This window comes from Alteromonas sp. HB246098 (genome assembly GCF_054890645.1).
The window spans coordinates 309,508-336,076 of sequence record NZ_JBTZUG010000003.1; the positions used below are offsets into that span (position 1 = coordinate 309,508).

Genomic DNA, 26,569 nt, shown 5'->3' on the forward strand with positions numbered 1-26,569 from the left:
CCTGCTTAGTTTGCGTATCGGCAAGCACAGAAAAAGGTTTACCTTTTCCTGTGCATATCCGATTAATCAGAAGCAGAACCTCTGTTGAACCGTTTACAGGTAATCGCGAATTAGCGTTTCAGCAATTTGAATGCTGTTTGTTGCTGCGCCTTTACGGATATTGTCAGAAACTACCCATAAATTTAAGCCACAAGGGTGTGTAATGTCGTTTCTAATTCTGCCCACGTGCACAATGTCGTTACCGCTAGCACTACTAACCTGAGTTGGGAACTGCTCATTTCCATCGTACACGGTAACACCTGGTGCATCGGCTAGAAGCTCTTTAACATGCTGTGCATCTATCGGAGAACGTGTTTCTAAGTGAATTGCTTCCGCATGACCGTAAAATACAGGCACACGTACCGCAGTAGCGTTTACCAAAATACTTTGGTCACCCATGATTTTTTGGGTTTCCCACAGCATTTTCATTTCTTCTTTGGTGTAGTCGTTATCTTGGAAAACATCGATTTGAGGGATAACGTTAAAGGCAATTTGTCGACTAAATGACTCTGACTTCACTTCACGAGCATTTAGCAAACCCGCAGTTTGTTTAGCCAGCTCTTCCATGGCTTCTTTACCTGCACCAGACACTGACTGGTAGGTACACACGTTAATACGGTCAATACCAACAGCTTCTTGTATTGGTTGAAGTGCTACTAACATTTGAATAGTTGAGCAGTTTGGGTTCGCAATTATGTTTCTATTGCGAAACTCTGCCAGTGCATGCGCGTTAACTTCTGGCACTACAAGAGGGATATCAGGCTCGTAACGAAACTCTGAAGTATTGTCGATTACAATACAGCCTTCTTCTGCGGCTAGCGGCGCAAATTTTGCTGAGATACTTCCACCGGCTGAGAAAAAACCTAATTGTACTAATGACCAATCGAAGTCGTCAGCATCTAATACTTCAATGTCTTCGCCTTTAAACGATACAGTACTACCAGCTGAACGTTTACTGGCAAGCGGATACAAACGGTTTACCGGAAAGTCTCGCTCTTCTAATAGTTCAATCATGGTTTGGCCCACTAAACCAGTGGCACCAAGTACCGCTACGTCAAACGCTTGCGACATAATGCTTTATGCTCCTAATAAAAAAATATCTAAACCAGACTAACGGAAAAGCCTAGTTTGGTGAAAGTGTTTTGAATTTGTTTGCTGGTGTTCTTTGGCAATTGTAACGCATAGGCGCTGCACTCGCGACGTACTCTGTATTGCTTGCGCAGTGCAGAAAACGTATTCGCTACATCAGATTTCGTCTTTTCGTTATTTTTTGATGTTGTTGAAAAAGCGTTTCTCGTTATTTCGTCATCAATAGCGACATCGTACACCTTGTGAAATACTGCTGTAAGATCTTCAACCGATAAGCGAGATGCTTCTGGCGATGCTAAATCACCGTTTATTGGGCTGGTCTTATCTAGAAAGTCGCTGAGCTCTTTATCTGGTGCTGTACCCACTACTTCACATATTTGCTCGTAAATCATTTGTGTACCGCGCACTTTGCCTTCAACAGAGTGACCCGCAATATGTGGCGTACCGAACCAAACATGGTCAAATAGCGCTGTGTTTATTGCGGGCTCATTATCAAATACATCGAGCACCACCGTTGGCGCCTGTACTTGTTGAAGCAGGTTAAGTAGCGCTTCTTCATCTATAACCTCACCCCGACATGCATTGATAAGCAGCTGGTCAGGTGTTAATGCTTCAAGAAAAGTCTGGTCGATCATCTGATACGTGGGATAGTCGCCGCCTTTAATGAAAGGCACATGAAGCGAGACAACGTCGCACGTTGCAATTTGTGCTAAATCTACAAACGACTGACCGTTGTGCTGTGTTTTACCAGTACTTGCTAACGCTTGTTGTAGCGGAGGGTCGTACAAGCAGTGTTTAACATCAATTGCCGTTAAAATACGTGATAGCGCGCTTCCCACGTTACCGGCCCCTACTATACCTACTGTCGCATTGTACAAGTCGAGCTTTTGGGCTTTTTGTGCATGTAATAAAACACTTAATACGTACTCAGCAACTGCAACGGCATTACACCCTGCTGCGCTGCTATGGGCAATACCGACCTTGTCTAGATGTATTTTATCTAGATGATTGGTTCCTGCCGTTGCTGTGGTAACAAACTTAAGCTTGTTAGCGTTCGTTAACAGTTCAGGGGTAACCTTGGTGGTAGAACGCAGCGCAAGAATATCAACATCGCACAACATTTCTGGCACAAGAGACTGCCAAGCATAGGTTTCAACTTGACCTACGCTGTTAAGGTAATCTGTGCCAAAAGGAATGGTATCTTCAAGAAGTATTTTCATGGCGCTAAGTGTACCTTAAGTTAGGCTTTTAGTAACCTAGCGCCCTTAATTTACTTGCTTTTAATTGGCTTTAATTTACGTCATTTAATACAGGGTTGGCTGCAATATTTAAGATAAGGCCGAAATACAAACAATCTGTTTAAAACGATAGCTTTTATGATAAGAGCTATTAGGCTAGTTCTTTTTTGCCTACCTCACCATTGTAGAGCTTTCTGTTAGATAACGTTTAACTTCAAACCATTACTTATCGTATCCAGGGAAGCGACGCTCAACGCGACGTTTAATACCTGGCCATGCCAGTGACCCACCCGCTTGCCTGGTAACTTGCTCGGCTTGAGCGCGAATACCCTCTAGAATTGCCGAGTGAATAGGAATCAACGGCTTACCTGTAGCCTGGGCTTTTAGCTGAATTTCACAGGCGCGCTGCATAATAAACATAAACAAAAAGGCATCTGGAATATTATCAGCACAGGTTAAAAGCCCGTGATTGCGCAAAATCATAAATTGAGTATCGCCAAGGTCGCGAACCAGCCGAGCTTTTTCTTCTGGGTTCAACGCCACCCCTTCATAGGCATGATAAGAAAGGGACGCCAGTGGAAAAAGGGACTGCTGCGAGTAAGGCTGTAGACCGTCCTCTAAAATGGAAACCGCCACGCCTTCTGCTGTGTGCAAATGCAAAACGCATTTGGCATCGTCACGTGCTTCATGAACTGCGCTGTGAATAGTAAAACCTGCAGGGTTAATATCGTACTCGCTTTCCATTACTTTGTTACCGTGCAAATCAACTTTTACCAAACTTGATGCAGTAACCTCATCAAACATTAAACCGTAAGGGTTAATTAAAAAATGATGGTCAGGCCCTGGTACACGAGCGGAAATGTGAGTAAAAATAAGGTCATCCCAACCATACATAGCAACCGCACGGTAACACGCGGCAAGGTCAACACGGGTTTGCCATTCTTCACTGCTTACCTTCGACTTTACTGAATCTGTCATAGCTTTACTCTTTTTATATTTAAAACGATTCCATTGAGATTTGTCGTTTTAGGCTTGTCAGCCCCTTTATGAAGGCTCCTCACCTTAAGCGCTTCAATGAAACTTCCATTTACTTTCTCTTACCGCCTACATTACGCGCAGTAATTGCTATACACTGTCGGATATACGACATTGTAAGTAATTTGTTAAATGGAAAAATTTAAACCTGTTCTGGCTGGCTCTACGTGGTTTAGCGCGATCCCTTCTTATTTACAGGAGGCTATGTTCGAAAAGATGCGCCTTAAGCATTTAAAAGCAGGACAGCAATTGCATGCCAAAGGTGAAGACGGTGTAGGTTTCTATGGTGTGTGCGAAGGCCGCTTAAGAGTTGTGACCGTGGGTGTAGACGGTCGCGAAATGCTATTTGCGTTGCTGGGGCCCGGCACCTGGTTTGGTGAAATATCAATGTTCGACGACCTCCCTCGTACCCACGACAACTTCTGTGAAACGAACTCCACCGTTGCTATTATTCAAAAAAACGCGTTTAAGGCATTACTTGAGCAGTACCCAGAATTGTATCCGCATTTTACTCGGCTTTTATGCACGCGAGTGCGCAGTGCATTTCAATTTATTGACTCAAGCGCAGGGCTTAGCCTCAAACATCAGCTGGTGAAACGGCTATTAATGCTTACCACTAGCTATGGCCAGCATTTACCTAAAAACAACGCGATTACACTCACCCTCTCGCAGGAGTCTTTGGCGCAAATGATAAATAGCAGTAGGCAAACGGTTAATCAGCTTTTAGGTGAGCTTGAAAGTGAAGGTTTACTGAAACGGCATTATGGGAAAATTACTATTCCCGAGCCAAATACCTTGTTTAGTCGTTACCAGTTTATTTGACCGAAATAATTAGCTGAATTGCTCAAGAGTTTGTGGAATATTATTAAAAGCGCAGAAACGCAAAGAAAAGGAAAGTTCGCATTGAAAATTTTATCTGCCAGCATAGTTTTGCTTTTCATGGTTGGTTTTGTTTATCAGTCATATTCAAGCTATGTCGATTCCACCTCCTTTAACAAGCATGGAGAAATGATAGACGTCGGTGGCTACAGTCTTTATGTCGAGGATTCTGGAACAGGAAAAGTTACCGTTATTTTTGATGCTGGTATGGGTGATGACTCGTCAGTCTGGAATAAAGTAGCAGAGGAAGTCTCACAGTTTTCTCGGGTCATTACCTATGATAGAGCTGGCCTTGGATGGAGTGAAAAAAGCCCGCACGAGAGAACCAGTAAAACTATTGTCTCTGAACTTCATTTGGTTCTAGAAAAGAAAGACATTACTGCACCAATAATCCTTGTAGGCCATTCATTTGGCGGGGTAAACATGCAACGCTATGCTCTCACCTATCCCGAATATATAGCCGCTTTGGTGTTGGTAGACTCTGCCCATGAAGATCAGATAGATGAGATGCCTCAAACGAATTCTCTTCAAAAATATCTATTTAAATTTGGAATGTGGGCAGCCCCTGTCGGTATTCCCAGATTGTATCTTTCCAACACTAATCCAGAAGAAAAAGCCAAAAAAAGTACAACCAAACATCAATATACCAGCTTAGATGAAGCCGAATACTTTCCAAGAAGCCTTAGTGAATTAAATGAATTAACGCCTAACTTTGGCAATTTGCCTTTGGTGGTGGTTGCACGCAATAAAGCATCTTCTGAAATCGATAATACCAAAACTAGAGATTTGGTATGGGCGACTTTGCAGGAAGACATCGCCGCTCGCTCTACCGATAGCACAATTGTTTTTTCAGGGGAACGACAGCATTCTATTCACAAAAGGCAGCCAGAAATTGTTATTGAAGCAATCCAAAAGTTAGCTGAAAAGCTTTAAGTAATACTAGGATTCCGCCGTGGAATGCTTAGTAGTTATTTTCCGAAAACTTAGTAATAACACAGTAGCCCTTTACTAATATTAGGGTGAGCTTACGGTTTTACTTAGACGGATATGGATTTGTACGTGACGTACTGTGTTGAACAGTGCAACTTCGTTTCCGTCCTTAAGGTCTGCTTAAAACAAGGAGCGGACACCGAGTTTTTTTGTTGGCTTGATTTAGAGCCAGTCAACGACGTCTTGCCCACCCAGAATTGCCATTATCTCAACTTCAACACCATTGTATCGATAGTAAATACTGTCTGAGCCGTAAGCGCAGCGTCTATACCCCTGTCGAATATGGTCAACTGATTGGTATGCCGATGGATTACTCGCAATTTTTTCAAATGTCTGAAAAAAACCTTCGAAATACTTATCTGCTTGGAGTTCGCCAAATTCTACAAATCCATATGTATAAATACGCCTTAGATCCTTTTTTGCATTCAGCGATAGCTTGTAGCTTTCCATTTATCTTTTTAACTCAGCCTTGAATTCTTTCAGCATATCTTCAGGCGATTGTTCAATGAATCCGCTTCTCTCTGCGCTGACGAGCTTTTGATTGATTTCCTCAGCGCGTCTGGCCCGGCGAATCAAATCATTCACGAGTTCACTTTTGTTTGCATATTCTCGCGTATCTTCAACATGACTCTTGAGCCACGCATCATTTTTTTCGGTCAGAGTAATACTTTGACGAGGCATGACATTTACTCCAATAGACATCATCTGGTGCAATATTACACCAGACTTAGTTAAATGTCAGCATTTGGTAACTGAGAGACAATAAAAGCCGAAATTATCACAGGCAACTTGAGTGGCTGGTAAATGTACGCAGCCGAAGAATAGTCTTTTCTGGCAAACGAAAAGCTATGAATGTCCTTACCAAAGATGAATGCAGACGATTTTACTGTGAGTCTACTAGCCTTAAAGGTGGAGAAATTCACTCCCCCTAGGACCGCTTCACGTACTTTTCTGCCCTACAGGAAGAATTGACTGGCACAAACAATGAGCAGACTTCCTACCGAGCGAAATTTTAGTCAATGAGCATTAAAAAATGCGGCTCTTATTTTTTCCGTCGCTTTATTCGGTACAATGGCGAAGTACTTTGATTTTCGTATTAACCAACAAACGGTTTTCAAAGCACTATTCGTACGATATATACATAATTGCCTCACGCGCAAAAGCGAGGAAAATAGAACCTCCCAACTTTTTGCCGTCACAGTGAAAGCGGCACAACCTTCTCTGCTATACACTTACCATTCATCATTTTTACGTTTTTCAGTATTGCTCTGTTAGCATATTTGTTAAGCTCAGCGCGAAACGCATAAATTACACCTCTTTCTATTACTGGGTCTATATATATTCTGTTTCCGCATTCATGCTTCGGATCCTTAACTGGCTTGCCGTCTTCATCCAGTAACCTGAAGAGAGCAAATTCCGGCATTAATCTGAGCATCGATACACGCATATCTCCAATGACATGATCGCCTGCCACAACGACTTTGTCTTGCTGCGCTTTTTTTTGTTCTGCTTTCTTTTTGGCAACGTCTTCAGCGCTTGCCAGTACTTTAAACCCGGTAAAAGTGCATTGCAGACCACCAGCACCGTAATGTCGCTGAACACCACTGAGTTCAATACTGGCACCCGCGTACTTATTAACAAAAGTAATATATTCTTCAGCGGTGTAACTCTCGTCTTTATAATACATTCTGCACGAGCGATAGCTGCTATTCCCTAAAAAAAGCTCTAAAGGGTACTGCGCCTTTAAGCCATAAGCCCGCGCCATATTTTCACGACTGCTATTGTACATTAAAGGTATTTCAGCAATGCTCGTTTTACTAGCTAGTATTCCGCTTACGACCCCAACACTTTCCGAGCGTTTAATGCTGGAGTTATTAGCCAATGCATGTAAGGAAAAAAGTACCCAAACCACCACGAAAATCGATTTCTTATTAAATATCATACTCAGCATCCTTGATGAAATTGTACAGCTTCAACTGATTACAAAGTGAACAAATACTATATTCTACTCTCTGTTACAACTGTCTTTTTGGTGACCTGATTCATTCAACAAATGTTTGTGTTGGTATTTGTGAAACCTACGCCTGTTAGTATCAGAGGAAAACTGCTTTTTTAGGCCAACTAATACTAAATAAATTCGTCATAAAGTTAGTATATTTAGCAAATGATAGGAAATAGCAACCAAGTCAAAGTGAAAAGAATAAGTACAAAAGCATTTTCATCAGTGGGTAGTTAATAGCGAATATGTTTGCCTACTAATTAAAACAACTTTACCCTAACCTTCGCCTGAGAATAGTTTTTGCGTTTTTCTGCAGCGTATTGAAGTTTGCTCTTCATCGGAAAAAATTGAAAATAAGTGATAACAAGGAATAGTTATAATGTCTAATTTTGCAGCCCGTCTAGTCATTAGTTTTCTACTATTGATTGGTTTATTCGCCTGCCAACCATCTTCAAAACCTGAAAAGCCTCTTAATAGCCCATCACAACAAACTATCGAGCTTGACCGACTTTTTGCCCAATTCGATGATATAAAAAAGCCAGGGGCCTCAGTTGCAGTTCTGCAGGATGGAGAGATTATATTTTCAAAAGGTTATGGTAGTGCAAACCTAGAATACGATATACCTGTTACGCCAGAAACTATGTTTCACGTTGCATCTGTATCTAAGCAATTTACCGTATTCGCCATTCTTCTACTTGCAGAAGAAGGTAAGTTAAATTTCGATGATGACATACGACAATACATTCCAGAAGTGCCAGACTTTGGTCACACCATAACTTTACGACACTTAGCATCACATACAAGCGGCATGCGAGATCAATGGAATTTGTTGCGTATGGCTGGTTGGCGATTAGATGACGTAATCACTACCGAACACGTACTAAAAATAGTAGCCCGACAAAAAGAGCTAAACTTCAAACCGGGAGAAGAGTTTCTGTACTCAAATACCGGGTTTACACTATTAGCAGAGGTTGTTGCACGGGTTAGCGGTAAATCTTTTGCTCAATTCACACAAGAAAGGCTGTTTACTCCATTGAATATGACTAACAGCTTGTTTTATGACGACCATCAGAAGATCGTTAGCAATAGGGCCTACTCATACGAGCTCGATGGTAATAGTTACAAAAAAAGTGTGTTGAACTTTTCAAATGTTGGTGCAACCAGTTTGTTTACGACCGCAGAAGATCTGCTGAAATGGTCAGCTAATTTTAGCGAACCGACTGTGGGTAGCCCCGCTATAATCGAGCAAATGAATACCCTTGCGTCCTTAAACAATGGAGAAACATTTGGTGGCGCATATGGGCAATTTATTAGCCATTACAAAGGTACCAAATATATTCAGCATAGCGGCGGAGACGCAGGATTTCGTTCGTATTTGGCTCGATTCCCTAAACAAAATTTAGCAATAGCAATATTGAATAATGGCGCAGATGCAAGGCCATGGGAATTGGCTCTACAAATTGCTGACAGACTTTTGAAGAAAGACCCCCCTCCACCTCAGAACGCGATTGCTAACGCATTTCTGGAGTCGATCTCACCTAAACAAATATCTGATTCTATTGAGTTAGATGAAGAGACACTCAATGCCTATGTGGGCCACTATTGGTATGAACCAGAAGCGTACTCACGAGAGATTTATTTAGAAAACGGTAAACTAATGTATTCAAGAGGCCAAGACGACGTAAGCGTACTCGCTCCTATCAGCGAAAACACCTTTAAAATGCTGAATGTAGAGGGAGAGATTTATGTTGAATTTACTAAAGATGACGATGAAAGCTTAATGACAGTGCAGGTAGACAATGTCGATACGTATGTGTCGGTTGGCTATACACCAGTCAAAATAACCAAAACCTGGTTATCGCAATTCGCCGGCAGTTACTTCAGCCCTGAGCTTTCTTCCACTTACCACTTTTCACCAGAAAATAAACAGCTGAAAATTTCTCATCACCGCCTAAGCGACCATTATATTGCGCCAGTCAAAGGTGACTTTTTTAGCTCACAAGTTGGAGATATCCTATTTGAGCGCGATGTTCACGGTGAGGTGAATGGCTTCAGGATATCTAACGGTCGTGTTCGCAATCTTTACTTTAGAAAGCTTTAGACAAAAACAACTTTTAATTTGTTCTCTTATCAATTAGGGCTATAAACAAAACGAAGTGAAACAACCGCCATGTTTGTGGCTCAGCGAGCCCGCGAGCGACTTTATTGGATTGTTAGCAGACACCAGCTAGTAATGGTAACGACACGAGATAACCGTAATTGCGGTATCATCCACGGCATATACCAAACGGTTGGTGTCATCTATTCTACGTGACCAGAAACCAGCAAGATTTTCTTTTAAAGGTTCAGGCTTTCCAATTCCATCAAATGGAGAGCGCTTAACATCGGTTATTAATTTATTGATACGTTTCAAGGTTTTCTTGTCTTGGGATTGCCAATAAACGTAGCTATTCCAAGCTTCATCAGTCCATGACAACAACCTGTCACTCATCAATAAGTTCTCGCTGTGCCGTTTTTGCCGCTTTAAACTGTGTAATCGAACGATTTAAGTGTTCAGCATTCGCTGGAGAACGAAGTAGATGAACGGTTTCCATAAGGCTGTTGTAGTAATCTAATGACATTACAACCGCATCTTCTGAGTCACGACGAGTGATTACTGTTGTATCTGCATCGTTGACTACATTGTCCAAAACGGCTTTTAGTCCATTTCTTGCTTCTGTAAAAGAGACAATGCGCATTTTTCACCCCACTTGTACATTATATGGGACATATTCTAGACTGCAAATGAGCACATGTACAGGATATTGTGCATTACAGAGGCGTGATAGTTAAAAGCTTATTGCTGACACTTCATAGTAACGAATGTGGGACGTTTGCTTCACCTATAAAACTCTCGATTACAATCACTCAAGCAACAACGTTGCTAAAGTGATTGTCATCAAAATGCAGGTTTAATTGAAAAACGGTAATAAAAAAGGGCGTTAACACAAACACTCAAGGTGTTCAGGTTTACGCCCTTTTTAGTTTAAAGCTTCTTAAAATGAAGCTAAAAATTTTCTGTACCTAGCTTCTTTGACTAGCCATTATAACGCTGCATAACTAACGTTGCGTTAGTGCCGCCGAAGCCAAAGCTATTTGACATCACTGTGTTTAGCGTTGCTTCACGTGCTTCAGTAACAATATCTAGCCCTTGTGCTGCATCGTCCAGCGTGTCGATGTTAATTGATGGCGCGATAAAGTTATTTTCCATCATCAACAAGCTATAGATAGCTTCGTTTACACCCGCTGCACCTAGTGCGTGACCTGTCAGAGACTTTGTTGCACTAATAGGTACGCCGGCTTGGCCAAACACTTCTTGAATCGCCGCAAGTTCTTTTACATCACCTACAGGCGTTGATGTACCGTGGGTATTCAAGTAATCGATTGGAGCATCGATATTTTGCATCGCCATCTTCATACAGCGAATTGCTCCTTCACCCGATGGTGCAACCATGTCGAAGCCATCTGATGTAGCACCGTAACCTACTACTTCACCGTAGATTTTTGCGCCGCGTGCTAGTGCGTGCTCAAGTTCTTCAACAACGACCATACCGCCGCCGCCTGAACTTACAAAGCCGTCGCGTGCCGCATCATAAGTACGTGATGCCACAGCTGGATTATCGTTATATTTGGAGCTTAGTGCGCCCATAGCGTCGAATTGGCTTGATAGTGACCAATGTAGTTCTTCGCCGCCACCGGCGAATACTACGTCTTGCTTACCAAGCTGAATAAGCTCTAGCGCATTACCAATACAGTGGGCGCTGGTTGCACACGCCGAGGCAATCGAATAGTTCACGCCGCGAATTTTAAACGGTGTGGCTAAGCACGCTGATACCGTAGATGCCATACAGCGAGGAACCATGTATGGGCCTACACGCTTAACGCCCTTTTCGCGAAGAATATCTGCAGAAAGCACTTGGTTTTCAGAAGACGCGCCACCTGAGCCTGCGATAATACCTGTGCGCTCGTTTGAAATGTCACTTTCTTCTAAACCAGAGTCTGCAATAGCTTGCTGCATTGCCACGTATGCGTAGCCCGCTGCATCGCCCATAAAACGCATAGCTTTACGGTCGATGTGCTCTTTTAAATCGATATCAATGTCGCCCCAAACTTGGCTGCGAAGGCCCATTTCGGCGAACTGTTCTGAAAATGTAATTCCAGACTTACCCGCTTTTAGTGAAGCAAGTACGTCTTCTTTATTTACGCCGATGCTTGATACGATACCAAGACCGGTGATAACTGCTCTTCTCATAGTTTACCCTTTGCGTTGTTGCGGCTTATGGTAACGATTTTGAATGGTAAAGTGGTCTGCTCTGCCGATTGCCCCACTGGAATTAGTTAAACGTCAGCGTTGCAGCAACAGCCTTAGTACCGTGCTTATGTTTACGAACAGGAGGTTTCCCAGTTCCTTTCTTTTATCGCTTTTACCGTCTGCGGCTACTTATTTTTTATTCTAATAAGTCCAATGTACCACGAATGCACAGGGTCATGACCAGTGTTAATTTATACCTTCACAAAACCTTCAAAATAGCTTTAGTGATTTCTTTTATTGACTAAATTGAGCTCTAAGTTTGTTCTTAAATATTTTACCCGTATCTTCTCTGGGCAGAGCATCGAGTATTTGCAACATTTTAGGCCACTTAAACCGCGCTAGCTTGCCACCTAAATACCCGTGTAGCGTATCAATAGAAAGCGTATTGCCGGGTGAGCATTGAACAGCCACCACAACTTTTTCGCCATACTCAGCATCAGGCACACCGAATACCGCACAGTCTGTAACCTCAGGCATTTCTATGATGACGCTCTCTATTTCAGCAGGAAATATATTGGCGCCACCTGAGATGATCATGTCTTTTTTTCTATCGCAAATATATAAGTAACCATCTTTGTCCACATAACCCATATCGCCTAATGTCGTGAATTCACCAGCGTGTAAGTCACTCGAAGCGCCCGTAGTATTGGTATATTTGAATGGCGCGAACATAGAAAGATGCGCGTATATAACGCCAATGTCCCCTACTTCACACTCCTCTTTATTGTCGCTCAGTATTTTAATTGCGGCACCGGGAATGGGTTTACCCACAGAATTTGGCTTATCTAATGCTTCTTGAGATGAAATTAGGGTCATAAAGCCTAATTCACTAGCACCATAAGATTCATAGAAAATTGGACCAAACCAATTAATCATTGCTTCTTTCACATCGCTTGGCAGTGCGGACCCAGTTGATAAGGCAAATCGCAAGCTTGAAGTGTCGTATTTGCTTCTTATCGACTCGGGCAGTTTAAGTAGCCTCACCATCATGGTAGGAACGATATAGGCGTGAGTAAGTTTAAACCGCTCTATGTCTTGTAAAAAGCGTTCGGGGTCGAATTTAGGCTCAATGTATACATCAATATTACCCGCTGCTAAACAGCAGAGCGTAAGCGCATGTGGTGCGCTGTGATAAAGCGGTGCAGATACGAAAAAGCGATCGCCTTCCGACAATTGCATTAACGCTTCAGAGAGTCCTTTGAATATTAAATAAGGATCAGGACGTGTTAAGTCTTCATCGCGCTTAATGCCTTTAGGTTTTCCTGTACTGCCCGACGTGTACGGAAACATGCCCTTAAAGCGTTTTGGCGTTTTACTGTGGCGCTTTGCGTTTGGGGCAGCTAATAGCGTATCAAGGCACTGATACTTTTCCCCATTTTTCGGCTCTGAGGCTAACAGTGAATTATCTATAAGGTGATAGCGCTCTAAAATGCTGCCCGGCGTTTTAATCGTGTATATCACTGCCAAGGTGGGAACGAGTGACAATGATTGGAGGTCATTCTCACCCTTTAATAAATCGCGATGCGCGAACAGCACTTTAGCACCGCAGTCGTCCAGAATAGGCAAAAGTTCGGCAACGGGGCTGTGCCAATTTAGCAGAACATAGCGCGATCCCACATATCGGCATGCCTCTACTATTTCAAATATATCAACGTGGTTTCGCATAAGAATAGCTACCACATCGTTATCGCACACACCTTGCTCAGCAAGTACACGTGCGATGATACGTGCACGATCATCCATTTCGACTCTTGTGCGTTTGCAAATGCTTTGACCACACTGGTGAAACACGCCCGCCATATCTTCTCCCTGAACAATCTTCAATAGACTTACGGTTAAACTTAACAAATTATTTACAATAACAATTAAATAAACGTATTGTTTTTATTGATAGATTGTTATTTGCAGAGGCAATAAGAAAAGATGAGTTTTAAGCAGATACAAACTTTTGCGGAAAAACAAAAAGGTGACAGGTAGAATACACGGCAAAACGTTCGAAATTTAGATAAAACTGAAGGTTGCTGTGTTATTAAAAAAGCCAAGAACCATTGCTCTACGCATTTTTCGAAGTGCGGTACCCCGTCTTTCTCTCGTGGTGGGTGCCTTTATCATTGCTTCTGCAGCGACTGTCTCAGTAACAGCTGCGCCTATCGTCCTCCCCGCGCTACCAGAGCCAGTTTCAAACAATGCCGTAGCTTCTGTAACCATAGACGACACACAATATGTATTTAGTTTTATGGGGCTGGGCAAAGGCAAGACCCATAAAGACGTGCACAACCGTGCTTGGCAACTTGTTATCAACAACAAAGATAAACCATTGCAATGGCAAGCCCTTACCCCAGTTCCATCCAGCCTTGCGCTTAAAGGCCGCTTAGCCTCCGTAGCAGTGGGCGTTAATGACAGCATTTATATTTTTGGCGGTTACACGGTTGATGAAGATCACAATGAAATTAGTACGCCAGATGTTTATAAATACGCTCCTGTAACAGGGGAATATACGCTATTAACGCCTATGCCTGTGCCTGTTGATGATGCAAGTGCACTGGTTTACCAAGACCGCTACGTTTACTTAGTTTCAGGCTGGCACAACGATGGCAACGTAAACCTTGTGCAGGTTTACGATACGCAAACCGGCCAATGGCAACAGGCGAGCCCTTTTCTTGGCAATCCGGTATTCGGTCAAGCTGGAGGTATCGTTAATAACACTATAGTAATTTGTGACGGCGTATCAGTAACACCTCACAGTGATAAACGCCGTAGCTTCGCTGCAGAAACTGCCTGCTTTAAAGGCGTAATTGATAAGAAAAACCCTTTAAAGATTGATTGGCGTACACTTGACCATCCAACAGGTACTGCGCGCTATCGCATGGCTGCAGCGGGCGATAAGGCCACCAATAAAATCTATTTTGTAGGCGGTTCAACTAACCCGTACAACTACAATGGCATCGGCTATAACGGCGAGCCTTCAACTGCAGATGACGCCATATGGACCTTTGATATTGCCGAAGGCACCTGGGTTATCTCAAAAACAGAAGCTGAAGCGCCTACCATGGATCATCGCGGATTAATTAACGTTAACGGTTCTTGGGTTACTATTGGCGGTATGCTTGGCGCGCAGCTCGCGACCAGTAAAGTAACATCGCACTTTTCAACACCTGCAGAAGTGTCCTGTCCCTCTAAAAGCCAGGTTAGCTCTGGCGTTTCAAAACAAGCAACGGATGGGCGAGCTATTGAAGTAGTGAAAACTGCCTCCAATTCAAAGTGCCAACACAACAACGACATAAACGGAGAAAAATAAACAGTGAAATCTAAGCATGCACAGGTTCATTTTAATGAGAGCGGTACGCCTGTCGCCGACCATTTTGACGACGTTTATTTTTCTAACGACAGTGGAATTGATGAGACCCAACACGTTTTTGTTGCAGGCAACGACCTTGCTGAGCGCTGGCAACAGTGGCCCAACCCAACTTTTGTCATTGCCGAAACAGGTTTTGGAACTGGGCTGAACTTTTTGGTCGCCATGCGTGCCTTTAACGAATTTAGAACTGCGAACCCTGACCATCCGTTAAAGCACCTGTATTTTATTACCACGGAAAAGTTTCCTTTGCCTCAACAGGATATGCAGCGTGCGCTAGAAGCTTTTCCTGCCCTCAAAGACGAAGCAGAAGCACTCGCCTCACTTTACCCCATGGGCCTAGAAGGTTGTCATCGCCTTCATTTTGATAACCATTCAACCACACTCGACTTGTGGATTGGTGATGTACACGAGCTTTTGCCTCAATGGCATTCTCCTGTAAATGGCCTCATTGATGCCTGGTTTTTAGATGGTTTTGCACCAAGCAAAAACCCTGATATGTGGACAGATGCTCTGTTTAGCCAAATGGCTCGCTTGTCGAAAACTGGCACAACCTTTGGAACCTTTACCGCCGCAGGTATCGTAAAGCGTGGGCTAGCTGGTGTGGGTTTTACCATTAAAAAACGCAACGGTTTTGGCCGTAAGCGTGACATGTTGACCGGCGTCTTTAACCAAGACAATGAGAATGTACAGCATAAACTTCGCCTGCCTGCTGGCCCCTACTATAGGTACGCGAACGACAGTTTAGATAAAACAAGTAAGGTCGCGGTAGTAGGCTCCGGCCTTGCAGCAGCTACGGCATGCTTGGCTTTAGTAAAACGCGGCATTAGCACTACTTTGTATTTTGATGGTGAGACCCTTGCAAGCGGCGCGTCTGGCAACCCGCAAGGCGGTTTTTATCCGCAGCTCCATAGCGAAGCAAGTATTGCCAGCCGCATTCAGGCGCACAGTTTTTTGTATGCTAGACAAGCCTACGACCACACTATTGAACATGCAAAAGCCTGTGGCCTAGCCGACGTCGCCCACGATTTCTGTGGCGTTATTCAACTAAGCTTTAACGACAAGGTAGCAGAACGCCAAAATAAATTGGCTGCTGCCGACGTATGGCCTGAAGCTTTGATTAAGCCCGTGGACGGCAAAGAAGTGAGCGATATCGCTAACCTAGCTCTTCCCTACTCTGGCTTATACATTGGCTTAGGCGGTTGGCTTTCTCCTCCGCAGCTAGTAGCGGCCATGATTGAAGAAGCACTTCAAAGTGGCAAACTCGAGCTGAAACCCAATCATACCTACGTATCTCATGAGGCAGTTGAGACAACAAAGCAGCGGGTGCAGATTCGTTTTAACTTAGATAGCGCTGAGAGTGAAGAAGTTATTACTGCCGATCACCTTATCCTTGCCCTTGGAGCAGGTGCGGTAAACGCTAGCGATTTTGACAGCCTGTCCCTTCGCCCTGTTCGCGGACAGGTTGAAGCTATTCCCACCCAAATGCCAATTGAACAGCTTAACACTGTGTTGTGTCACAAAGGCTATATGACACCTGTATTCGAAGGTCGGCACGCGTTAGGTTCAACCTACGTGAAAAACGACTTAAGTACCGATGTGAGAAGTGACGAAACTGAAATGAACCTCGCCACCCACGAACAGGCGCTGGCAAACACCGACATCGTGCAAGCATTACAACATGACGGTAAAGCCAGAGCGGCTACCCGTTTAGGTTCACCCGACCACCAGCCAGTAGTAGGTGCACTGCATGATTTTAATGCGCTGAAAAAACACTACACTATGCTAGGCGTGGGCAAACCGTTAACCAGCGCGCCAGTGTTGCCAACCAGCGAAGTTTCCACGCTTACTTGCCTTGGGTCACGAGGGTTAACCACAGCGCCTTTAATGGCAGAGGTCTTGGTGAGCAGTCTATGTAATGAGCCGCTACCTTTAAGCAATGATCTGCTTAATGCTGTAAACACAAGCCGCTTTATGACTCGCGAAGCAATTAGAAGTCAGGGTTAATAAACCAAGAGGCCTTTGTGAAAATTCTACTGTGCCTAGACACAAAAGATCGGATATTCAAAGGTTTTAAAGCGAACATGAAACGAGTTCGCTTTCGAAAAAACAGAGTGCAAAGGAAGTAAATGGCTAGTTTACGCTAGCCATTTTATTTAAATCCATTACGATAAACGCAGGAATGTATACGTTGGCGCTTGCCACCACTTGTTTATTTTCCAGCGACACGATACGGGCGTTTACGCGGACGCCTCTGTCATCTTCAATGATGGTGCCAGTTACAACATGGTCCATTTCAACCTGTTTAGCGAGTGCAGTACCATCTCTAGTAAGTACGAAATCGCCAACAGGCGTTACGGTAATGCCACCTGCAAGCTTAAAGTCGACAACCGCTAATCCGAAGTCTTGCAGCTCGGCTATTAGATACTCTGAAAGCTGATTGCCTAGCACGGTACTGTCGCTCAACGACTGATTAAGCCTCACAAAACTCGCCACACCCACCATATCTTGCTGCGTAAGACGGGTTGCATTGTCCATTAATTCCATCGCAAGTTGCGAGGCGTAATCATTTAAGCGCTTATGCGTTTGTGAAGGTGAATAGCCATGGTGTAATGGGTCTTTATAGCCGGGTTCGACTTCCACGTGCTGTTGATATTGTCTATCGCGAGAATCTGGTGTGTACTCCAGCCCTGAACGGCTTGGTACAGGCACTGGCTCGGCGTGATGCGTAATCTCACCGTCTTCACCTAACCAAAACGAGCCAATAGACTCTGTGCTAGTGCACCCTGTCATACATACACTTAGCATTATGCCACCGGCTACCCAACTGCTTGGCACTAGCTTCTTTGTAAACACCATGCTGAAACTCCTAGCCGCGACTTAGCTTAACGCCATCGCGCATACCGTTTTGCTGGCTACCGTCACTTGGAATAAGTGCATCTACCACGTAGAACGGCACTAACATTTGCGCAGTTGCCACCACTGCGCGCGACTCCATGCCCAAAATACGAGCGTTAACTAATACGCCACCTTGGTGCTTGGTCATTGTTCCGGTCAACACGTATTCAATAGGAAGGCTGCTGCTCAATTCCAAATAGTCTCGGCTTAATACAAAATCGCCATCGTCAGTAATGCGAATATACTCGGTGGCTTTGAAGTCGATAACCGGCACGCGGAATTTATGCAGTTCGTGAACAAAAGATTCCGCCATCTGACGACCAAGCAAATCTGTTTTCTGCAAGTCAGTATCTAGTAGTGCGAAATGGGTTACACCAATAGGTGTCTTGTTATTCACATATTCCATATTGGCAATTAAGTCTTGCGCCATGTTCTTCACATAGTCGCCGATGTGCTTGGTTAGAGGTCGACCCTTATACGCGCCCTGTACGCTCGAATACAAAGGAGGTTGACCGATAGCGCCGTATGCGTCCATACCCTGAGACTGGGTATCACTGGTATTTTCAACTGGCTTTGAGGGAGCGCGGTCGGCGGCAGTAATATCAATCACGTTCATGGCCGGGCGCTGAGGCGCTTGTTCGGCTACCTCTTCTTCCCCCATCATCATAGAGCACCCGCTAACGCTTAGCAGTGAAGCACAAAGCGAAAGCGCCGCGTATTGATTTCGTCTTTTCATGGGGTTACCTCGTACCTTCAGTTCTGTATAACTTGCCGTTTCTGGTGGTTACTTGTTCTTCGCGCCAAAACAGTTCGGCAGGGAAAAAGCGTGTTGCTGCAGCGACAATGTTTTTATTTCTAGCGTTGATAATTCGAGCGTTAACCACCGCACCAGACTCTTGATACACCATGGTGCCGGTAATATAAAAATCGACGCGCTCAATGTTGGAAAGCTGGTCGATATCGCGGGTTAATACTCTGTCGCTTTCGTTACTAACAATTATATCGTTCGAAAGCTTAAATTCTTGAGTAGAAAAGCCTCTTTTCGTGGCCTCAGTGATCATTCCCTGTTCAAGCTGATGGCCCAACAACATTAACGGATGTTGATGACCAGCACTGTATTTCATGGTATCGGCAGGTACAAAGCCAACTACCGCATAGCGTGACTGACGTGCAGGACCCACATCCGCAAAAAGTTCGTTTGCCAACATATAGGTATGGTATTCCACATTCCCCAATGCCGATACGTCGCTGGCATCGGTTTGCGCAAATTGATTTTTAGGTTCGTCAGATGAAGAGCAACCAGAGAGTAAGCCCAATAGAAGCGCGGTATATGCCAAGGCTTTCGCGACTAAGCGACCATTTTCTATCAGCAAAGCGTGAGAGACAGGTTTTGTCATACTTTTCATTACACGTGTCCAGTGAAAAACGTCAAAATTCTATCGGAAAGAAGCAAAAACTCATCGAAAAACAGTGATCAGCTACTACGCAAACCGACATTTTCAGTGTCTTTAAACAAGCTTCTGCAAAATTCACACCAAAGAGAGGCTACAAGTAGCGTTGAGAACGCTACTTTTAAACGTGTTAGATAAGGCGGCTAATTTCAGGGAGATATAGTTTTTCAGTGCTGAAGGAATTTAATATCCATCGCCATCCAATTCATAAAAAGCGGAGGGAACTTGCCGCCTTAGGACAGAAAGCTGCCGATAATTAATAGGCAATTATCATAATACCAAGTGACTAAAAAACTTGAGGACTCCTGAGACTCTCATGCCGCGTTAATGACCAATTAGCTAAATAAACCTGCACATGCCTAAACCTAAACTTTCACCATCACGAGGTTCAAAACCGAATTTAAGATAAAAACTCTCTTTACCGTGCGCAGCCAACAAACCAATCGTTGCGCCAGGTGCGCAGCAAGACTCTAAATGTCTGATCAACGTGTTCATTATTTTCGTTCCCAAACCTTTATTCTGATGTTCTGGATGAATAATGACGTCTTGAATATAAAAATACATTGCGCCATCGCCAATCACCCGACCACAGCCTGCAAGGTTGTTATTGAAGTAAATTGTTGCCCAAAACAACGAGGCATCAATACTTTTTTGAACAACCGATAGACACGGGTTACTCCATCCAATCAATTTTCTTAAACTGGCAAAGTCTTCAACTGACGGAGGGCTTTCTTTAATGGTGTAATTCGTATGCATCATTGGTCATTCCGCCCCTCATTCTCGCAAAAGCTAGCTACCTAATTCGGTAATGTGAAGTAGTTCGCCCGACGGGCCCCACAGATAGAAAACACTTCCCCAATGTTGTTGCTCAATTGGTGAAATTTTCGTTTTATGTAACGAGCGCGAGCACAAATCAAAAGCGTCCTGAATGTCTGCTACACATATTTGTAGCATAAAGTTATTCGCCAATTCAGGATTATAAAAGCGCTGAAGAAAGAAGAGACAATCACCATTTTCAAACAGTGTTAGGTCTTCATTTACGTATTCTGCATTAAATCCAATCTCAGAATAAAATGCTTTAGAAATGTCGTAGTTTTTGCTTGGAATAAAAGTCTTAATATCTATGACGTCCATATCTCGAGATCCCTCGCATTTCGCTGCTTTAAATTTAAATCGTGGCTAAATGGCAATAACAGCAAGCATGTCTTCGCCATCTTCATCTAACCCAACCTCTTCGAAACTAAAGCTTGAATAGAAGGTTTTGGCGACAGGATTCTTAGGGTTATAGCATATCTCAATAAATTTGAGCTCAGAAGTTTGCTTTATAAGCGTGATAGCTTGAGATAAAGCAACTCTGCCAATTCCTTTATTTTGATGGCTCTCGTCAATCATAAAGCGCCAAATGGACACCTTAGTTTGTGTTTCCTGAACCCACATCAATAACCCTACGGGCTGGTCGTTGCAATAAATGGCTTTGCAGGTATGATTCTCGTTGTAAAAAGACTCAACCAACGACCACATATTGCACGCTACAAACGCTTGTTGATCATCCGCCACATCCAAGTCACAAACCTGCTCATAGTTAGATTTGTTTATTTCTTCCAGTGAAATTTTCATCCTGTCTTCTTTTTCCGGTTAATTATTAAGAACAAATAAATAATTGTGGCTGTTTTGGTATTTTAAACTTTCTTATCAGCAATTGAGGTAAGTAATTTCGTTATTCATTGTGATATGTTGTTCTTGGTTCGTATTTTAATCTTAAAGTACAGTGACACGCTTTACAGAACCTGTTGGTTAGGAGCATACGGAATAGCGCTTTTGACAGAGGTAATCTTCCCCACAACAAGCACATCATCTTTCAGTTATTGAAATAAGGATATTTATATTGAAAAAACTCTCTTTTGTTTTGACCGCAGTATTGTTCACTACTGTGGGTTACTTTATCGGCTCGTTAACCAGTGAGCCAGGTATTCAGAAAAAAGACCAAGTAACTAACCTGAACAATACAGCAGTTGCCCTCGCGGATAAGTCAGGTTCAACTTCGTCTCAAGCAATGACTTCAGCGGAAGAACTTACGGTGACGAAAATTGATACTGTCGCTGAGCTAAAAAATGAAAAGCTAACTAGTGATGAAACCAATGTTCACGCTTTGATTGAACCAGAAGACCCCATTGACGATACAAGTCACATTTTGCAGGTCAATAACGACATTGCCACATTAGATACAAAGCGCTTAGGCTCTTTAACTATTACAGAATTAAGGGGCCTTGTAGAGACGATAAAGTTTGCTCCAAAAACTAGTGAGACTCTTTCAATAGAAAGCGATCTGCAAGATTCACTTATCGACAAACTAAATGAGCAAGACGCAGCACAGTATCAAGAGGCCGTTTGCAATAATGACCTTTGTGCAATAGAGGTGGCGTCAGATGACGCTGAAATATTAAATAGTCTAGTAGATGACTTAATGTTTGATGCAGACATTTCCTCTAGTATGCAAGGAGGCTTTGTTAGGCTATACAGTGAAGACAATCAACACGTTGCTACATTTCTTGGCGTTAGAAAAGGTAAGGCATCAACTGTAATAATCGCCAACTGAATAACCCCAGTCGCCGTTTCTTTTACTAGCTAATGCCTTCCCTAAACAGATTCTGTCTGGCACTCTGCAGCTTTTATTTGTAATTACCGCTCGACCAACTCCATGACTATAAGGACAGGACGGAACTAAGAACCAATGCCGAAAGGTACAACCCTAAGCCAAATACTGCATGGTTTAAAACGCTATGTAGACGGACAGCGTTAGGGTTAGGCGTTTTCGACGCAGCAATTCCTGCGCCCATACCAGGCTGCAATACGAAAAATGGTGCAACTACTGTGGCTATACCTAGTGCTAAAGCTGGCCCAGCAGATGGTTTGAGCAACCAATCTTCTCCGAATATAAGATAAAGTAACACCGCATAGCCAATACCGATCACGTAATGCGCTGTCCACCCTATGATCTTCTCACCACTCACAGCATCGGCGTTGGCAATAGAAGTATGCGAGAACCGCCCTCTTCTCATGTGCCCTATCCAGCGCCCCACCATGCCCCAATTTGTTGCAGCAATACCAAACAGTTGTTGCCTTAGCAGCGCCCATAAATCCATCACTAGGGTTGCCCCAATACCAATTAGCACGATAAAAACAATATTCTGCATATTCACACTCAACAGCTAGTTTCAATTAGTAAGAAATGCTAGCCTACAACTTAAAGTTAACTTTAAGTCAAGCGAACCTTTGGAAAAGTGTATGGAAATATCTCAAGTTGTAAAAAAGTCCGGAGTTTCAGCTTCCACGCTGCGGTTTTATGAAGAGAAAGGTCTTATAAGTTCTATTGGTAGACAAGGTATACGCCGCGTATTTAGCCCAAATGTACTAGAGCGTCTTGAGTTAATAGCATTAGGTCGCGCTGCAGGTTTTTCTTTAGAAGAGATAGCGGGTATTTTGGGGAACGAGGCAAAGCCGGAAATTGATCGTGAACTACTACTGAGAAAAGCCAACGAACTAGACGGAACAATAAAGAAGCTTACAGCTATGCGTGATGGTCTGAAACATGCGGCAGCCTGTACAGCGCCAAGCCACTTAGAATGCCCAAGATTTCGTCGTTTGATGAACCTTGCCGGTACGGGGGCAATAAAAGGCTTAGCATCGAGTAAAAAGTAAAATAAAGCTTTTAGACAAGTATTTGTTCGAACTGAAATTTGAAACTATACGCGCATACCCTTCTTGCTATTCACCCAGCGCAATTATCCTATTAAAAGCCATCGCAATAATTTAAGTTTATCAAAATAATAATAATCGATAATTTCAAGTTAATAACTTTAGAAACTAGTATATCGGTCAATCAAGGGCGCTTGCCCAGTTCACAGTAATACAACAGTTAAGGAAGTTATGATGAAGAAGTGGCTATTAATGATGGCGAGTTTGTCGGTAATCACTCTACCGACATATACTGCAAATGCTGCGCAGGAAACAATGACGAAAGAAGAGCAAGCCTCACAAACGGCTTATCCACGTGCCTTTTCTCACATTGGTATTTCGGTACCAGATCTAGAAAAAGCGGTAGAGTTTTATAGTGAAGTCCTGGGTTGGTACACCATAATGGGGCCGACTAGTGTGCAAGAAGATAACAGCGCAATTGGCAAAATGTCGACCGACGTATTCGGCAAGGGATGGGGCAGCTATAAAATTGCTCATATGTCGACCAGCGATAAGATAGGTATTGAGCTGTTCCAATTTGAACAACAGAAAAACCCTGACAATAACTTTAAATATTGGGAAACGGGCGTATTTCACTTTGCAGTTCAAGATCCAAATGTTGAAGAACTGGCGCAGAAAATTGTGGATGCCGGCGGTAAGCGCCGTATGGAAAAGCCTCGCTACTATTACCCGGGTGAAAAGCCATATCGTATGATTTATATGGAAGACCCGTTCGGTAACATCATCGAAATTTACAGCCACAGCTACGAACTTCACTACGCTAGCGGTGCTTATCAGTAAGCCTAATAATCGTTAAAACGCCCGCATGTAGCGGGCGTTTTAGCTAATCGAAAATTAAATGCAATTGAGAGACCCCGATAATCTGCTTAAGGCTTTCTCCATCGCGCTTTAATACCACGGGTATCAATATGAATAAATGGACCTCGGTGAGGTTTAGGCCCATAAACCCCCATACCACCGATTAAGCCTTTATATTCACTGCGTTTATTTAGCTCTGCAATCATGTTTGCCATTACGTCAGCATCTTTAATATTCACTACCCCATCGCTGTTCAAATCGTCCATTCTGTAGTTACCGTCATTATCTACAAAAATGTCGGCTGCATCGCCATATACATGTCGACTAAATTTGACGTTACCGATTGCCTTATTATATTGGGGCGTTCTGTAGCCGCTCATTATCACCATGTTTGAAACATGAATATTGTTCATATTCATTTCTCTTCTAAGCATTTCGAGCTTTAAAAGTAGAGATGGACGAAGATACACGAATTTAGGGTAGCCAGAGCGCTGTTTACTGGTGAACTCTTTCAATTTGAAATGGGGAGACAATAGTAAGTCTTGGTTTTTTTGGGTAACTTCAATAAAGCCTTCGGGTTCAACGTAAACGTCTTTATTTTTAACTTCGCTTTCATCTGGATAGGGCCCTATATGATAATATTTTAAGCGTCCACCTTGTACTTCCTCGGCAGGAATCATCACAAATACATTTAACGACATATTGACCTGTCCGCCTTCGCTTCTTATTTCTAGGTGCTGCTCGCCAGGGGTATCTTTCGCCTGCCAATGCCATGTCATAGACTCGGATTTTGCAACCATTACGCCGTTTTCAAACAGCTGATAGGTTTTATCCGGTTGCGGATAAATAATTTCTAGCTCTGTAATCTCTTCAGGCAATACAAATAAAGAAAAGACGTTGTAAGGCACCACGATATTATTGATCTTTAAACTAAACTCAGCATCCTCCAAGTGAGCTTTATTCTCAACGACAACTGGCTCGTGTGGCGCTCTTTGAGTGCTTCTTTTAGAGACTTTTTTCTGAACCACCTCGGCATTTTTTGCATCTGCGTCCTGCGCAAGGGCATGTGTATAATGTGCGTTAAAAAGTAATGCAAATGCCACTACCGAAGCTATTAGGTTGTTCACTATCATCTTCATTTACCTTGTTACCACTATTATTCGTTTATATTTTTTTACAGAGACGCTACCTGAGTAAGCACCTTAGCGTCGCGTCTATCGCGCTGATAAATATCATTTCTAAAGTTCACGGTACCGTCTTGGTCAGCCCACGCGGTCCAATACACCAAATGAATAGGCAGAGGCTCTTCGAGGTGAAAGGTTTTTGACTGGCTTAACTCACGAGCTGTCATGACGTTGTCCATTAGACTCTCTACGCCCTGCTCTTCTGCAATTAACTTTGCTAGTGAAAAGGGGTCTTCCAATCTAATACAGCCGTGAGACGCTGCGCGGTTTGTTTCACTAAACCACTGTTGATAGGGCGTATCGTGCACGTACACAGCGTGTCGATTCGGGAATAGATACTTAACCTTGCCTAACGGATTCTTTTTGTTGGGGAGCTTTACTAAAAAATGATCGAACTGATAGGGCTTTATGTTTTCCCAATCGATTGTATTGGGGTCAACCAACTCATCATCAACAAAACTATTTTTACGGATAACAATGTTGTTTTCTTCTAAGTAATTAGGGTTGTCTGCTACTTTTGGGGCGATCTCTTTAGTCGTGATCGAAAGTGGTATACGCCACTCTGGGTTAACGACAAACTTTTCGATATGATCGCTAAAAGAAGGCGTAGCCCAGCTTGGCTTGCCTACTACCACATCTTTAGTGGCTTTTACTTTACCTTGACTAATATAACGAAGCCGGAATTCTGGAATGTTAACTAACACGTAAGCATCGCTGTCTTTTTCTTCGAACATCTCCAAGCGTGTTATATTCAGTGCTAATTGCTGGGCTTTCTCATCTGCCGACACATTCAGTGCAGCAAGCGTCTTTTTGCCTACTACACCATCTACTAGAAGGCCATGACGGCGTTGAAAATCTTTTACTGCATTTTCGACATCGTTATCGAAAACGCATGGCTTGGAGTGAGTAGCGGTTAATGCATAAGTACAATTTGTATCTATCGAGGTGTATTCTCTGCCTAAACGAGCGACTAATGCACTTACAGCTTGAGCTTCCTCTTCACTGTAGATAGGTGTTGCATCTGCTGAAGCCTTTCTCAATGCACCATGCTTAAGAAGCAAGTCTTCGTCTAAGGTTACCCAACCACCTTGCTGAGCTATAGAAGAATAAAAAGCATAGGCACTTTTCATTTGCTTTAACTGTGTCTGCAAAACAGAGTTGTTACTTGTCTGTTCTAATGCTTTTGGCGAGGAAGTAGAAACGGTCGAGGCAACACCTACTAAAGGTAACCAGAAAGATGCAGCAGCAATAATGAGTTTTTTCGCTATGCTAGAAGTTCGCTTTTTAGGCGCTAAAAAGCGGCCAGAAGCGTTCACTTCTAATTGATTACTATGCCGCAATTGAACAGTATGCTTGACGGCTCGATGTTCGGTTTCCATTGTTCCTTTCCTTGAAAATACACACGTAGACAAGGTCGCAAAACAAGTGCCAGGGAACAACAAAAACCATAACCAACTGAAAAATATAACTTATTTACATAAACAGGAAGTAAAAGGCTTTAGATAAC

At 43.2% G+C, this 26,569-nt stretch carries 26 protein-coding genes and 1 pseudogene; 8 read left to right on the top strand and 19 right to left on the bottom strand.

Features of this window, described 5'->3' with window-relative positions; all coding sequences use genetic code 11:
- Positions 1-93: 93 nt before the first annotated feature.
- From ACYTPF_RS09305 to ACYTPF_RS09315, 3 genes are all read right to left on the bottom strand, one after another.
- Positions 94-1,110 carry an aspartate-semialdehyde dehydrogenase gene (locus tag ACYTPF_RS09305; protein WP_179983824.1) on the bottom strand — a complete coding sequence of 339 codons (1,017 nt, stop codon included), beginning with the start codon at positions 1,108-1,110 and terminating at the stop codon, positions 94-96.
- Between the two features lie 29 nt (positions 1,111-1,139).
- Positions 1,140-2,348, bottom strand: a complete 1,209-nt coding sequence (locus ACYTPF_RS09310) for a 4-phosphoerythronate dehydrogenase (RefSeq protein ID WP_461852010.1) — start codon at positions 2,346-2,348, stop codon at positions 1,140-1,142.
- Between the two features lie 240 nt (positions 2,349-2,588).
- Complete coding sequence (locus tag ACYTPF_RS09315) at positions 2,589-3,344, bottom strand: class II aldolase/adducin family protein (RefSeq protein ID WP_461852011.1); 756 nt, start codon at positions 3,342-3,344, stop codon at positions 2,589-2,591.
- A 189-nt stretch (positions 3,345-3,533) separates the two neighbouring features.
- Here ACYTPF_RS09315 and ACYTPF_RS09320 point away from each other — a divergent pair, with 189 nt between their 5' ends.
- Both ACYTPF_RS09320 and ACYTPF_RS09325 read left to right on the top strand, forming a co-directional pair.
- Positions 3,534-4,223, top strand: coding sequence for a Crp/Fnr family transcriptional regulator (locus tag ACYTPF_RS09320; protein ID WP_461852012.1), 690 nt, complete (start codon positions 3,534-3,536; stop codon positions 4,221-4,223).
- Between the two features lie 81 nt (positions 4,224-4,304).
- Positions 4,305-5,213, top strand: a complete 909-nt coding sequence (locus ACYTPF_RS09325) for an alpha/beta hydrolase (protein WP_461852013.1) — start codon at positions 4,305-4,307, stop codon at positions 5,211-5,213.
- Positions 5,214-5,432: 219 nt separating this feature from the next.
- Here ACYTPF_RS09325 and ACYTPF_RS09330 read toward each other — a convergent pair whose 3' ends face one another.
- The 3 genes from ACYTPF_RS09330 to ACYTPF_RS09340 form a co-directional block, all read right to left on the bottom strand.
- Positions 5,433-5,720, bottom strand: a complete 288-nt coding sequence (locus ACYTPF_RS09330) for a type II toxin-antitoxin system RelE/ParE family toxin (RefSeq protein ID WP_461852014.1) — start codon at positions 5,718-5,720, stop codon at positions 5,433-5,435.
- Complete coding sequence (locus tag ACYTPF_RS09335) at positions 5,721-5,951, bottom strand: ribbon-helix-helix domain-containing protein (RefSeq protein ID WP_118493727.1); 231 nt, start codon at positions 5,949-5,951, stop codon at positions 5,721-5,723.
- 514 nt (positions 5,952-6,465) lie between these two features.
- Positions 6,466-7,212: a hypothetical protein gene (locus ACYTPF_RS09340; RefSeq protein WP_461852015.1), complete on the bottom strand. Its 747-nt coding sequence runs from the start codon at positions 7,210-7,212 to the stop codon at positions 6,466-6,468.
- Positions 7,213-7,648: 436 nt separating this feature from the next.
- Here ACYTPF_RS09340 and ACYTPF_RS09345 point away from each other — a divergent pair, with 436 nt between their 5' ends.
- On the top strand, positions 7,649-9,370 hold the full coding sequence (locus tag ACYTPF_RS09345) for a serine hydrolase domain-containing protein (RefSeq protein ID WP_461852016.1): 1,722 nt from the start codon (positions 7,649-7,651) through the stop codon (positions 9,368-9,370).
- 126 nt (positions 9,371-9,496) lie between these two features.
- Here the strand turns inward: ACYTPF_RS09345 and ACYTPF_RS09350 are convergent, their stop codons facing one another.
- The 4 genes from ACYTPF_RS09350 to ACYTPF_RS09365 all read right to left on the bottom strand — a co-directional run bounded on the left by ACYTPF_RS09350 (position 9,497) and on the right by ACYTPF_RS09365 (position 13,420).
- Positions 9,497-9,760 (bottom strand): Txe/YoeB family addiction module toxin, encoded by a 264-nt coding sequence (locus ACYTPF_RS09350; protein WP_179983832.1) that lies wholly within the window; start codon positions 9,758-9,760, stop codon positions 9,497-9,499.
- A complete protein-coding gene (locus ACYTPF_RS09355; RefSeq protein ID WP_118493715.1) occupies positions 9,753-10,007 on the bottom strand; it encodes a type II toxin-antitoxin system Phd/YefM family antitoxin in 255 nt (84 codons plus the stop codon). Before ACYTPF_RS09355 ends, ACYTPF_RS09350 begins: the two co-directional genes overlap by 8 nt.
- 338 nt (positions 10,008-10,345) lie before the next feature.
- Positions 10,346-11,560, bottom strand: coding sequence for a beta-ketoacyl-ACP synthase I (gene fabB, locus ACYTPF_RS09360; protein WP_118493712.1), 1,215 nt, complete (start codon positions 11,558-11,560; stop codon positions 10,346-10,348).
- Positions 11,561-11,854: 294 nt separating this feature from the next.
- On the bottom strand, positions 11,855-13,420 hold the full coding sequence (locus ACYTPF_RS09365; RefSeq protein ID WP_461852017.1) for an AMP-binding protein: 1,566 nt from the start codon (positions 13,418-13,420) through the stop codon (positions 11,855-11,857).
- Positions 13,421-13,643: 223 nt separating this feature from the next.
- Between ACYTPF_RS09365 and ACYTPF_RS09370 the strand changes: the two genes are divergently transcribed.
- Positions 13,644-14,918 carry a Kelch repeat-containing protein gene (locus ACYTPF_RS09370; protein ID WP_461852018.1) on the top strand — a complete coding sequence of 425 codons (1,275 nt, stop codon included), beginning with the start codon at positions 13,644-13,646 and terminating at the stop codon, positions 14,916-14,918.
- A 3-nt stretch (positions 14,919-14,921) separates the two neighbouring features.
- Entirely contained in the window at positions 14,922-16,982 is a 2,061-nt protein-coding gene (mnmC, locus tag ACYTPF_RS09375; RefSeq protein WP_461852019.1) for a bifunctional tRNA (5-methylaminomethyl-2-thiouridine)(34)-methyltransferase MnmC2/FAD-dependent 5-carboxymethylaminomethyl-2-thiouridine(34) oxidoreductase MnmC1, read from the top strand.
- Between the two features lie 126 nt (positions 16,983-17,108).
- Here mnmC and ACYTPF_RS09380 read toward each other — a convergent pair whose 3' ends face one another.
- From ACYTPF_RS09380 to ACYTPF_RS09405, 6 genes and pseudogenes are all read right to left on the bottom strand, one after another.
- On the bottom strand, positions 17,109-17,834 hold the full coding sequence (locus ACYTPF_RS09380; RefSeq protein WP_461852020.1) for a FlgO family outer membrane protein: 726 nt from the start codon (positions 17,832-17,834) through the stop codon (positions 17,109-17,111).
- 10 nt (positions 17,835-17,844) lie between these two features.
- A complete protein-coding gene (locus ACYTPF_RS09385) occupies positions 17,845-18,609 on the bottom strand; it encodes a FlgO family outer membrane protein (RefSeq protein WP_014949957.1) in 765 nt (254 codons plus the stop codon).
- A gap of 4 nt (positions 18,610-18,613) precedes the next feature.
- Positions 18,614-19,279 carry a FlgO family outer membrane protein gene (locus ACYTPF_RS09390; RefSeq protein WP_461852021.1) on the bottom strand — a complete coding sequence of 222 codons (666 nt, stop codon included), beginning with the start codon at positions 19,277-19,279 and terminating at the stop codon, positions 18,614-18,616.
- A gap of 384 nt (positions 19,280-19,663) precedes the next feature.
- Positions 19,664-20,083 (bottom strand): GNAT family N-acetyltransferase, encoded by a 420-nt coding sequence (locus tag ACYTPF_RS09395; protein ID WP_461852022.1) that lies wholly within the window; start codon positions 20,081-20,083, stop codon positions 19,664-19,666.
- Positions 20,080-20,458, bottom strand: a pseudogene (locus tag ACYTPF_RS09400) (VOC family protein). The gene ACYTPF_RS09395 and the pseudogene ACYTPF_RS09400 overlap by 4 nt, the downstream one beginning before the upstream one ends.
- A 45-nt stretch (positions 20,459-20,503) precedes the next feature.
- Positions 20,504-20,941 (bottom strand): GNAT family N-acetyltransferase, encoded by a 438-nt coding sequence (locus ACYTPF_RS09405; RefSeq protein ID WP_461852023.1) that lies wholly within the window; start codon positions 20,939-20,941, stop codon positions 20,504-20,506.
- 268 nt (positions 20,942-21,209) lie between these two features.
- Between ACYTPF_RS09405 and ACYTPF_RS09410 the strand changes: the two genes are divergently transcribed.
- Positions 21,210-21,920 carry a hypothetical protein gene (locus ACYTPF_RS09410; RefSeq protein WP_461852024.1) on the top strand — a complete coding sequence of 237 codons (711 nt, stop codon included), beginning with the start codon at positions 21,210-21,212 and terminating at the stop codon, positions 21,918-21,920.
- 106 nt (positions 21,921-22,026) lie between these two features.
- On the opposite strand, the gene ACYTPF_RS09415 is transcribed toward ACYTPF_RS09410, so the two are convergent.
- On the bottom strand, positions 22,027-22,518 hold the full coding sequence (locus ACYTPF_RS09415) for a DUF2938 domain-containing protein (RefSeq protein WP_461852025.1): 492 nt from the start codon (positions 22,516-22,518) through the stop codon (positions 22,027-22,029).
- 91 nt (positions 22,519-22,609) lie between these two features.
- Between ACYTPF_RS09415 and ACYTPF_RS09420 the strand changes: the two genes are divergently transcribed.
- Together ACYTPF_RS09420 and ACYTPF_RS09425 are read left to right on the top strand one after the other, a co-directional pair.
- Positions 22,610-23,023 carry a helix-turn-helix domain-containing protein gene (locus ACYTPF_RS09420; RefSeq protein ID WP_461852026.1) on the top strand — a complete coding sequence of 138 codons (414 nt, stop codon included), beginning with the start codon at positions 22,610-22,612 and terminating at the stop codon, positions 23,021-23,023.
- Between the two features lie 312 nt (positions 23,024-23,335).
- A complete protein-coding gene (locus tag ACYTPF_RS09425) occupies positions 23,336-23,860 on the top strand; it encodes a lactoylglutathione lyase family protein (protein WP_136783032.1) in 525 nt (174 codons plus the stop codon).
- An 86-nt stretch (positions 23,861-23,946) separates the two neighbouring features.
- Here the strand turns inward: ACYTPF_RS09425 and ACYTPF_RS09430 are convergent, their stop codons facing one another.
- Both ACYTPF_RS09430 and ACYTPF_RS09435 read right to left on the bottom strand, forming a co-directional pair.
- Positions 23,947-25,011, bottom strand: coding sequence for a YcbK family protein (locus ACYTPF_RS09430; protein WP_461852027.1), 1,065 nt, complete (start codon positions 25,009-25,011; stop codon positions 23,947-23,949).
- Between the two features lie 41 nt (positions 25,012-25,052).
- Positions 25,053-26,441: a L,D-transpeptidase family protein gene (locus ACYTPF_RS09435; protein ID WP_461852028.1), complete on the bottom strand. Its 1,389-nt coding sequence runs from the start codon at positions 26,439-26,441 to the stop codon at positions 25,053-25,055.
- Positions 26,442-26,569 lie beyond the last annotated feature (128 nt).